This is a genomic window from Paraburkholderia sp. CNPSo 3076 (assembly GCF_026343935.1).
Classification (GTDB): Bacteria; Pseudomonadota; Gammaproteobacteria; order Burkholderiales; family Burkholderiaceae; genus Paraburkholderia; species Paraburkholderia nodosa.
Genome location: NZ_JAPMAL010000016.1, coordinates 278,167 through 288,184, shown reverse-complemented (window position 1 = coordinate 288,184; position 10,018 = coordinate 278,167). Strand labels below are relative to the sequence as shown.

The following is a 10,018-nucleotide window of genomic DNA, read 5'->3' as shown; positions in this document are numbered from 1 at the left end:
CCACGCCATACCAGCGAGCAGTTCGTGGCCTTCCTCACCGACGTTATCGCCAGCCAGCAGCCCAAACAAGAGATCCATGTGATCTGCGACAACGTCAGCAGCCACAAGACCCCGCGCGTGCAAGAGTTCCTGCGGCAACACCGAAACGTGCGGTTGCATTACACGCCGACCTATACCTCCTGGCTAAATCAGGTGGAGAACTGGTTCTCGCGCATCCAGCGCGACGTGATTGCGCGAGGTATCTTCACCACGGTAAAGGATCTGGAGCGCAAGCTGATGCGCTATATCCGCGAGCACAACAAGAATCCCAAGCCGATTAAATGGAAGTATGACGATCCATCGCGGCGAATTCGACCAGTGCCATTTCAATGACGCAGTCGACTAGTGTCAGATGTCGTCACCTATAACGATGCTAGCGAAGCAGCAATCATCGACGGTGCGGGCTCGTTGTTTGTCGATGACGGGAAGTCCGCCGCGCTGGTCGGCAGTCACCTTAGCAACGGCGATCGGATCGTGTCCACGCCGTGGGAGGGTGAGATATCTGGCCTGTTTGTTCCCGAAGGTGAAAAGCCGGCAGGCCTATTCGATCCGTTCTATGTGCCGCCGCCGCCCAAGCCATGCTGGCGGTTCGCACTATCCGGCTCCACCACCGCACGTGGCGGGGTTCTGCGCGAGCCTGGAGGCAAATGGCGCAGCAATGGCGAAGACATAAGGGTCGGGCAAATCGGCGATCTGATTAGTTATCCAGATGGTACCACCGCACGCATTACGAGCGGCCTCGCTCTTAGAGCAAATCGCGCGTGTGCGCAACTGGCCTACGTCGGCAGCACGCTCGATAACGGCGACACCATCACGCATAGCCCCGAGCGCGCCGGCGGCGCCCATCCCGACACCTACGAACCCGTAACAGAATCCCTGATCAAGCGTGAGAGTGAGCGCGCATGATTCGCTATTTTCTCGCGAAAGGAGACCGCGCGGGGAGCGCGGTGATTACTCAGGGGCTAGATGACTGCACCTGTTCCAATCCACCGCCAAGCGTTCAGATCGCGACGCTTGGTATGTCGACGTACTGTTCCGCGTGCAAACAGGAAGGCTACATTGCCCCACGCGGGCCGCGCTGGCCGGGCACTGCATCAAACGGAAAGCAATGGGCACTTAGCGGCGATATCAACATATGTGGTTGCGAACCGTCGCCCGTGTTTTACGCGGAGCGCGGAATGAGCATGACGTTCACCGGGGAACAGGCGGTGGCACTGACTGGTAAAGGTTTGGTCAGCCCATCGAGCGCCGCCACGTCGACATTGGACTACGACGAACAGGTGCGCGGCGTTATGGCTCGCGCCTCGCTTTCCGGTTATCCCTACTACATCGAAACGGACTCCGGCGGCGTCTACAGCGGCCGTGTTGATTCGAGCGGGCTTCTTCCCCGCATCGCTACAAGGGAAGCAGAGCGATACACGGTCTATTGGGGCGACGAAGCGCTGGCGAAACAGGCGGATCTGGATAGGTGGTAGCGGGTGTCTGCTTCACACCTACGCCGACAGCAACACGATTCCTTGAAGCAGTGAAGCCATGAGCCACGAGGATGGAAGTAATGCCGAATAAGAAAACACAAGTTCAGACGAATTCGAAGCCCGGATCGATAAAAGAGGTCCAGCTAAGGGCCATCTCATTCCAGGAGCTATGGTCAGCGTATCCGGACGAGGAAGATCCATTCCGCGATTCAAAGACCGGTGAGGTGCCGCCATATGCCGACAATCAATGTGCGATTCGACTAAGCATTGCGTTGCACAATGTAGGTGTTGAGATGAAGTCCTTCCGCGGCGAAGGACAGATCCGCATCGATGGCAAGCGTACGGCGCTACGTGCTAGCGAAATGGCGCACTGGCTAAACCTGAAACCCTTCGCCGGTCTTCCGACGCCGGAGGACATCACGGGGAGCGACTGGCAAGAAAAAATTCGGGGCCGTACGGGGATTGTATTTTTTTCGGGATATTGGGCGCGTAAAACTGACAAGAATGGTCAAACAACCGGAGATCATATTGATCTATGGAACGGGAAAAAGCTGACATCGCCAGGTATGGAGGGTCGTGTGAATTCGTTCATGCGCTTTACCTTGGGTGTATCTTCCGCGTGGTATGCAGACTTGGGAAAGGCTAAGAAAATTCTCTTTTGGGAAATCAAGTGAAGCGTGTCGCCCTATCGATCGTTTACCTGTCTGTCGGACTTCTATTGTCATGGCAGTCAGCGTTGTGGTTCAGTAAATTGTCGCGGAAACTATCACTACCACTAGTTAGTACCAGTTGGCACGAGTGTTGGGATATCGAGCACTGCAACGTGTCGTCTTGGGGCTACATAGCTATTGCCGCGTTCGTTGTTGGGCCTGGTTTTCTATGGGCTATCGCTGGATTCAAAGAAGCTAATGCCGTTGCATCCTCACGCCTCATCTCGATAGCCCTGCTCGCCACTTTCACGGTCCTTTATTACTTTGGCTTTTACGCCGCAGTGTGGCCTTGACAATGACACAGATCGTCAGTTGATCATGGCTTGGAAGCAAGAGATATCTTCTTTTGGGGGAGATAATTGACAAGGTGTCTCGTTAGCCTTCTGGGGTTCTTCTCTGGATTCGCCCTAACGTGGGTGTGTCTGCACGTCTTGAAGTATTTCCATTGGACTATGCACCCGAATGCTGTGGCTGGCGGTTGCCACGAACTCGGAAAATGCGCTGTCCCTTGGTGGACCTTGCCCTTTCTCATCACGTATCTACTGGGACCAGCAATTTGTCTCGCCATTCTTAATGCAGTAGCGTGGAAGAAATGGTCCGCACGCAAATGGGCGGGTGGGGTCTGCAGTGTGATGGCGATGACGATCACACTGTATGCGTTAGATTTCGTCGCATAACCGCGTCTCTGGTTTTGACCGCTGCGCTTCAAGAGAGCTGCCATGTAGAGGAGAACTGTTCAGTAACGTTGCAGTAACGGGAACCATACTCACAGTGTGCTTTCATTCAAGAGCGGATCTTCGGTCTGTCGCACATCATCGATCTGTCTTGAGTCAAATAAACACAAAAAGAAAATTCAGATAAGAGAAATCCAGTACTTCGTACTCCGATTCTCTATAGAATGACCTAACCAATCATCCTTGTATATTCGGCGTTGGCTAGCACGCTCTTCCGCGAGGCCCGAACATGAAAGATGAACAATTCTTCCGCGAGCTTGGGGAGCGCATCGTCAGCGCGCGCAAATCGCACGGCCTGACTCAGCAGCAATTGGGCGAAGCGCTCGGTATCGCCCAACAGACGCTTGCTCACTATGAAGGCGGGCGCTCACGCGTTCCGGCGTCCATGTTGCCCATGATAGCGGAGCTGTTGATGCTCACTGTCGATGAGTTGTTGGGCAAGCCGCTCGGCATGCCGGTTGCAGGCTACAGATCAATGTCCCGCCTACAACGTCAGATCGCCGCAATCGAACAACTCCCCAAGCCCAAACAGCAGTTCGTCTCACAAATGTTGGACACCGTGCTCGCACAGGCGCGGAAGTAGTAGGAGTCTCAATCCAGTAAACGAAGCGCGGGCCATGAGTGTTACCAGCACTCAAGGCCCGCTAACCAAAACCAACTCAACACAGGAGTTGACCATGGCTGACGCCAATCTTAATGCATCGCACGCACATCCCGACCGCCGCGTAACCATCCAGCAGTCCTGGCGGTACCGCAGGTCCAGCTCGCGGGCAAGAAATGACCCGCCGCTTTACCCCTGGCTCAAGCTTTCCGGCCGATGGCTCGAAGTCGCAGGCTTTGAACCAGGCCAGCGCGTCCGAATCACGGTAGAAGACAAAAGGCTGGTGATCACCCCAGACTGATCCGCCCGTCAGACCAAAGCCCGCACCCCACAAAGAAGGCCACGAACCCACAGGGTTCGTGGCCTTCACGCCTTCCGCAGCCCCATCACCAAATCTTTTTTGAAAGACTGGATCCACAAATCCACTTGGAGTAATCTGCCCCAACGACTTAGCAACCGAGATGGCATCCTTCCGCACCGCACAAAACGGATCAAGCGCACAAAAATGCCTGCTACCAACGTCCGCAGCACAGCCGGTCTGGCCTTAACCGCCGAGGAAGAGGCCTACCGCTTCCTCCTGGAGGCCATCATCGAAGGCCGCTACGCTGCAGGCCAGCGCATCGTCGCCGAAACGGTTGCCGAAGAACTCTCAATGAGCCGCATGCCAGTGCGGGCGGCGCTAAAAAGACTGCACACAGAAGGCCTGATCATCCAGCGCCCCAACCGAGGCGCAATCGTCCGCGGCCTGACCGTGGAAGAAGTCCAGGACATCTTCGACATGCGCATCGCGCTCGAATGCCTGGCCATGCGCCTCGCCGCTCCCCGCTGCACCGAAGCGCATCTCACGAAGCTCCAACGCCTGCTGGAAGACATGGACGCCTGCGTAGGCGACACCGACACCTGGGTCCAGCGCCACTGTGCGTTCCACGAATACCTGTGTGAAATCAGCGGCCGCACGCGCCTCTACCAGCAGATTCACTCGCTCTACACGCTGATAGAAGGCCCCATGCGCCTGTGGATCGAGCAGGCCACCTTCAGACGCAAACGCGCACGCGACGCCCACCAGGTCCTCATCGACGCGCTGCGCACCCGCGACCCCGCGCAAGCCGAGCAGGCGCTGCGCGAGCACCTCGAATCAACCGTTCCCCAGATCATCAAGTTCCTCGAATCGCCCGCGTCACGAGCGTAACGCGTCGGCGTCCTAACTGTCGTCGTACTTCAAGCAGCTCACATTCAGCCAGGAGCCTCTCGATGTCAGCAAATCAGTTCAAGCGTCTTCGTCTCGCCGCCTGCGCAGGCTTCGCGCTCCTCGCGCAGGTTGCCGGCGTCTCCGCGGCGCAGGCCGCCGATCTGGGTCTCGTGAAAGGCGGCACGCTCACTTACTGTTCGAGCATGGACGCGCCGCCGCTCGCGTCCTACGACGAAAATCAGCAGCCGCGCGGCTTCTCCGTCGACGTGGCGCACGACGTCGCGAAGCAGCTCGGCAATCTCAAGGTCGAGTGGAAGGTCATGTCCTTCAGCGGGCAGATTCCGGCGCTGCAGGCGAAGCAATGCGATCTCGTGATCGGCCAGCTCTTCGACAAGCCCGAACGTCGCCAGATCATCGACATCGTCGACTACATGTATTCGAGCCAGTCGATCATGGTGCCGCGCGGCAACCCGCGCCACGTGCGCTCGCTCGACGACCTTTCGGGCATGAAGGTCGCGGTGCTCAACGGCACGACCATCGGCACGCTGCTCGACAAGGAGAACGAGAAGCTCAAGGCTGCGGGCAAGCCGCCCATGAACATCGTTGTCTATAGTTCGGACGCCGATGCATTTCAGGCCTTCCGCCTGAATCAGGTCGATGCCTACGGCACCACGTCGGAAAGCGCCGCGCACTTCCAGCAGGTCTCGGGCGACATGTTCGAGGAGGCGGTGCCGGGCTTCAATCGCATCGCGACCGGCATTGGCGCGCGCAAGGGCGAGCCGCTTTCACCGGCGGTGGCGAAGGCCGTGGCCGATCTCGTGAAGAGCGATCGCTACGGCAAGATGCTCGCGACCTGGAAGCTCGAAAACGATCGCCTGTGAGCGCGGGGTGACGCCATGAATTTCAGTTGGGAAATCTTCCGGAAATTCCTGCTGGACCCGAGCCCGGCGTATCTGCACGGTTTGTGGCTCACGTTCTCGATCAGCGCCTGCGCGATCGCGTTCGGCGCCACGCTCGGCCTGATCGTCGCGCTCATGCGGCTTTCGTCGAGTCTGCCCGTGCAGTGTCTCGCGCGCGGCTATATCTGGGTCATGCGCGGCACGCCGTTGCTCATGCAGATCGTGTTCCTGTACACCGCGTTTGCCGCGGCCAACATCTTTCACTTTCACGATCTCGACTTCGGCATCATCTCGTTGCCCGGCAATATTCAGGCGGCCGTGCTTGCGCTCGGCATGAATTCGGCGGCCTATCAGGCGGAGATCATTCGCGCGGGTTTGAGTTCGGTGGATCGTGGGCAGTATGAAGCGTCGCGCTCGCTTGGCATGTCTTCCGTGCTGCTCATGCGCCGTGTCGTGCTGCCGCAAGCGTTCCGCGTGATCGTGCCGCCGCTCGGCAACGAGTTCAACGTCATGCTCAAGAACACCACGCTGGTGAGCGTGATCGGCGTGCCGGAACTGCTGCTCAGCACGCAGATGATCACCTCGGTGAACTTCCGCGTGTTCGAGCTGTATCTCGTGCTCGGCATCTACTTCCTCGCGCTCACCACGCTCTGGGGTTTCGTGCAGCGGCGGCTCGAAGCGCACTTCGGCCGCGGCGAGGCGAAGCCGGCTGCGAATACGCGTCTGTTCGGCGCGCAAACGATGAAACTGCTGCGGGGGCGTTGACATGAACGAAGCACGCGAAATCGTCATCGAGGCGTCGGACATTCACAAGTCGTTCGGCCCGACCAAGGTGCTCAACGGCATATCGTTGAGCGTCGCGAAGGGGGAAGTGGTGGTGCTGATCGGCTCGTCGGGCTCGGGCAAGACCACCTTCATTCGCTGCCTCAATCTGCTCGATTCGTACGACAGCGGGCGGGTGCGCGTGAACGGCCATCTGCTCGGGTTTGTCGAGCGCCCGAACGGTACGCTGGTGCGCGATTCCGCGCGCCAGCTCGCACGGCAGCGCCGCGATATCGGCATGGTGTTCCAGCGCTTCAATCTGTTTCCGCACATGACGGCGCTGGAGAACGTGATCGAGGCGCCTATCCACGTGCTGAAGATGCCGCGCGAAGAGGCGATCAAGCAGGCAAAGGCGCTGATCGCCCGCGTGGGTCTTGCCGACCGCGCCGACCATTATCCGTCGCAGCTTTCTGGCGGCCAGCAGCAACGCATCGCCATCGCCCGCGCACTTGCCATGCAGCCAAAGGTGCTGCTCTTCGACGAGCCCACGAGCGCGCTCGATCCGGAAACCGTCGGCGAAGTGCTGCAGGTGATGAAGGAGCTTGCGGAAGACGGCATGACGATGGTCGTCGTCACGCACGAAATGGGCTTTGCTCGCGAGGTGGCCGATCGCGTGGTCGTGCTCGACCAGGGCGAGTTGATCGAAGAGGGACCGCCCGAGCGCATCTTCACCGCGCCTTCGCATCCGCGTACGCAGACGTTCTTGAAGCGCACGTTGCGAATTGCCATGCCTGCATCTGCGTAGGCATCAGCCGCAATGCTGCGTCACGTGAAATAACACATCGTCAGGACACCAAAGAGGAGAACGCTTCGATGCGTAACTTCGAAACGCCGGGCCGCTCGCTCGTCATGGCTCGCAACGGCATGGCTGCGACTTCGCACCCGAGCGCGACGCTCGCCGCCGTCCAGATTCTCGCCGCCGGCGGCAACGCCATGGATGCCGCGATTGCCGCGTGCGCGGTGCAGTGCGTGGTCGAACCCGGTTCGACGGGCATAGGCGGCGACTGTTTCGCGCTCTATTCGCGCGGCGGCACGGATGACGTGATCGCCTACGACGGCTCCGGCTGGGCCCCCGCTGCAGCAAGCGCCGAGCATCTGCGCGCCATGGGCGTGGAAACCATCGCGCGTCATTCGCCGCACGCCGTCACGGTGCCGGGCGCGGTGGACGCATGGACCACGCTCCATCGCGATCACGGCGATTTGCCGCTGCGCGACGTACTGGCTCCGGCCATCCGTCTCGCCGAAGAAGGCTACGCCGTCGCGCCGCGCACCGCGCGCGACTGGGCGGCAGAAGTGGAAACGCTCTCGCGCGACGCCGTAGCGCGCACCACCATGCTCGTGGATGGCGCTGCGCCGCGCGCCGGCTCGACGCACCGTCAACCGCGCCTCGCGAATACGCTGCGCGCCATCGCCGAAACGGGCCGCGATGCGTTCTACCGCGGCGCCGTTGCGGCCGATCTCGTCGCGCAGCTTCAGGCGCACGGCGGCTTGCACACGCTGGAAGATTTCGCAGAATTCCGCGGCGAATACGTCACGCCGATTCGCGCGAAATTCCGCGGCTACGACGTGATCGAATGCCCGCCGGCAGGGCAGGGCGTCATCGCGCTGCTGTTGCTGCGTCTGCTCGACAAATACGACGCCGAAGGCAGCCCGCTCGACCCCGACCGTCTGCATCGCGAGATCGAGGCGGCGAAGCTCGCCTACGCAGTACGCGACGCCGTGCTAGGCGACCCGCGCCATGGCGGCGTCGATGTCGATCGCCTGCTATCCGACGACTACGTGGACAGCCTGCGCAGCCGCATCGACCTCGAAAGCGTTCTGGACCCAGCCGCCGCGCTCACCCAGGTCGAGCACCGCGACACGGTCTACATCACCGTCGTCGATCGCGACCGCAACTGCGTGAGCTTCATCAATTCGTTGTTCTATCCATTCGGCAGCGGGCTGATGGGCAAGGAATCCGGCGTGATGCTGCACAACCGCGGCATGAGCTTCTCGGTCGAGCCAGGACACCCCAACGCGATTGCGCCGCACAAACGTCCGCTGCACACCATCATTCCCGGGATGGTCGCGCGCGACGGCCGCGTGCAAATGAGCTTCGGCGTGATGGGCGGCCACTATCAGGCAATGGGGCACGCGCACTTTCTCTCGAAGGTGCTGCATTACGGCCTCGACATGCAGGCGGCGATGGATCTGCCGCGTGTCTTTCCGCGCCCGGGCACGGGCACCGTGGAAATCGAATCGACCTTGCCCGCCAACGCGTGCGCGGTGCTCGCGGATCGCGGCTTCAGGCTCGTGCCCGCTGCCGGACCGATTGGCGGTTCGCAGGCGATCCGCATCGACTGGGAGCGGGGCGTGTTGACCGGCGCGTCCGATCATCGCAAGGACGGCTGCGCGCTCGGGTATTGAAGCAGCACACGGTCGAAAAGAAGGGGCGCGAGCGCCCCTTTTTCGTTACTGCTTGATCTCGGCTTCGACCAGTTTCGCGAGCAGCGCGAGCGACTCCTGCCAGCCCAGATAACACGCCTCGACCGGAATGATCTCCGGTATGCCTTCCTGCACGACGGTCATTTCCGCGCCGAAAAACACCGCGCGCAGTTCCACCGTCGTCTGCATGGTGCCGGGCAGGTGCTGATCCTCGAACACACCGGTGTAGCGCAAACGCTCGTTCGGCACGAGTTCGAGATATTCGCCGCCGAACGAATGACCGTGGCCGGCCGTGAAATTCTTGAACGACATCCGGTAGTGGCCGCCGACTTTCGCGTCGAGTTCATGAACCGTGCAGGTGAAGCCGTTGGGCGGCAGCCATTTCACGACTGCGCTCGCGTCGAGAAAGGCGCGATAGATGCGCTCGGGCGGCGCGCGCAGCACACGATGCAGGCGGACGGTGTTCGATGCCATGTGTAAGCTCCCAGGGTGGTGGATCGCCCTGCAATAGTAGGCCACCCGCCCGGGACCCATCGCCTAAACTTCCCAATACCGAATCAATACCGAACACCTGGCCGCATACCTATCGGCCGGATAGCCCGCAGCCGCTAACCCCGCGGCACCCGGAGGTCACCATGAGCGCTCAACCGCTTGCGATGCATCAGGTCGACTACGAAGGCTTCGAGATTCACGTTAGCGCTACGCCTGCCGACGAAGGCGCGAACCGCTACACCTATACGGCCTACGTTTGCCATCCCGGCGCGAATCCCTCGAAGCCGGGCCACACGGTCACGTATCACGCGGACGGCGACGAAACCTGGCGCAGCGAGCAGGACGCCACCGAAGAGGCGGTGCATGTGGGCCGCAGCATCATCGACGGCACGCACCCCGATCTTTCCGTGCTCTCGCTCGTCACCCACGGCTTTTAGGCCCTGCGAGCGCGCCGCCTGCTCGCGCGGCCCGCGCTAAAAAGCGGGCCGCATGCGTCGCGAGAGGGAAGGAGGAAAAAGGCCCGGACCGCAGTCCGGGCAAAGCCACCGGATTTCCGGCGGCGGAGGTTTTCGTGGGCGTGCCGCTTACTTCTGCCGCGCGCGTTGCACGCGCGGCGCAGAAATGAACGGCGGG

General features: G+C 60.7%; 13 protein-coding genes. 12 read left to right on the top strand and 1 reads right to left on the bottom strand.

Translation table 11 applies throughout. The annotated features are described in order from the left end of the window. From M3A49_RS20345 to ggt, 11 genes are all read left to right on the top strand, one after another. A partial coding sequence (locus tag M3A49_RS20345; protein WP_266230461.1) for a transposase occupies nt 1-372 on the top strand: 372 nt, incomplete at its 5' end. Nucleotides 373-384: 12 nt separating this feature from the next. After that, the gene (locus M3A49_RS20340) at nt 385-945 is read left to right on the top strand and encodes a hypothetical protein (RefSeq protein WP_266230459.1); all 561 of its coding nucleotides are present in this window, start codon (nt 385-387) and stop codon (nt 943-945) included. A gap of 272 nt (nt 946-1,217) precedes the next feature. Further along, nucleotides 1,218-1,514: a hypothetical protein gene (locus M3A49_RS20335; RefSeq protein WP_254352636.1), complete on the top strand. Its 297-nt coding sequence runs from the start codon at nt 1,218-1,220 to the stop codon at nt 1,512-1,514. 80 nt (nt 1,515-1,594) lie between these two features. Then, nucleotides 1,595-2,188, top strand: a complete 594-nt coding sequence (locus M3A49_RS20330) for a type VI secretion system amidase effector protein Tae4 (protein ID WP_266230457.1) — start codon at nt 1,595-1,597, stop codon at nt 2,186-2,188. A gap of 999 nt (nt 2,189-3,187) precedes the next feature. Further along, on the top strand, nt 3,188-3,541 hold the full coding sequence (locus M3A49_RS20325) for a helix-turn-helix domain-containing protein (RefSeq protein WP_266230456.1): 354 nt from the start codon (nt 3,188-3,190) through the stop codon (nt 3,539-3,541). A 94-nt stretch (nt 3,542-3,635) separates the two neighbouring features. After that, a complete protein-coding gene (locus M3A49_RS20320) occupies nt 3,636-3,860 on the top strand; it encodes a SymE family type I addiction module toxin (protein ID WP_266230454.1) in 225 nt (74 codons plus the stop codon). A 99-nt stretch (nt 3,861-3,959) separates the two neighbouring features. Continuing rightward, nucleotides 3,960-4,748 carry a GntR family transcriptional regulator gene (locus M3A49_RS20315; RefSeq protein ID WP_266230452.1) on the top strand — a complete coding sequence of 263 codons (789 nt, stop codon included), beginning with the start codon at nt 3,960-3,962 and terminating at the stop codon, nt 4,746-4,748. A 62-nt stretch (nt 4,749-4,810) separates the two neighbouring features. Continuing rightward, nucleotides 4,811-5,629: an ABC transporter substrate-binding protein gene (locus tag M3A49_RS20310; RefSeq protein ID WP_266230450.1), complete on the top strand. Its 819-nt coding sequence runs from the start codon at nt 4,811-4,813 to the stop codon at nt 5,627-5,629. A gap of 15 nt (nt 5,630-5,644) precedes the next feature. Next, the gene (locus M3A49_RS20305; protein ID WP_266230448.1) at nt 5,645-6,412 is read left to right on the top strand and encodes an amino acid ABC transporter permease; all 768 of its coding nucleotides are present in this window, start codon (nt 5,645-5,647) and stop codon (nt 6,410-6,412) included. Between the two features lies 1 nt (nt 6,413). Beyond that, on the top strand, nt 6,414-7,214 hold the full coding sequence (locus M3A49_RS20300; protein ID WP_266230446.1) for an amino acid ABC transporter ATP-binding protein: 801 nt from the start codon (nt 6,414-6,416) through the stop codon (nt 7,212-7,214). Between the two features lie 68 nt (nt 7,215-7,282). Next, nucleotides 7,283-8,875 (top strand): gamma-glutamyltransferase, encoded by a 1,593-nt coding sequence (ggt, locus tag M3A49_RS20295; RefSeq protein ID WP_266230445.1) that lies wholly within the window; start codon nt 7,283-7,285, stop codon nt 8,873-8,875. A 45-nt stretch (nt 8,876-8,920) separates the two neighbouring features. Here ggt and M3A49_RS20290 read toward each other — a convergent pair whose 3' ends face one another. Beyond that, a complete protein-coding gene (locus M3A49_RS20290) occupies nt 8,921-9,367 on the bottom strand; it encodes an SRPBCC family protein (RefSeq protein ID WP_254352629.1) in 447 nt (148 codons plus the stop codon). Between the two features lie 161 nt (nt 9,368-9,528). Here M3A49_RS20290 and M3A49_RS20285 point away from each other — a divergent pair, with 161 nt between their 5' ends. Beyond that, on the top strand, nt 9,529-9,822 hold the full coding sequence (locus tag M3A49_RS20285) for a hypothetical protein (protein ID WP_254352628.1): 294 nt from the start codon (nt 9,529-9,531) through the stop codon (nt 9,820-9,822). Nucleotides 9,823-10,018 lie beyond the last annotated feature (196 nt).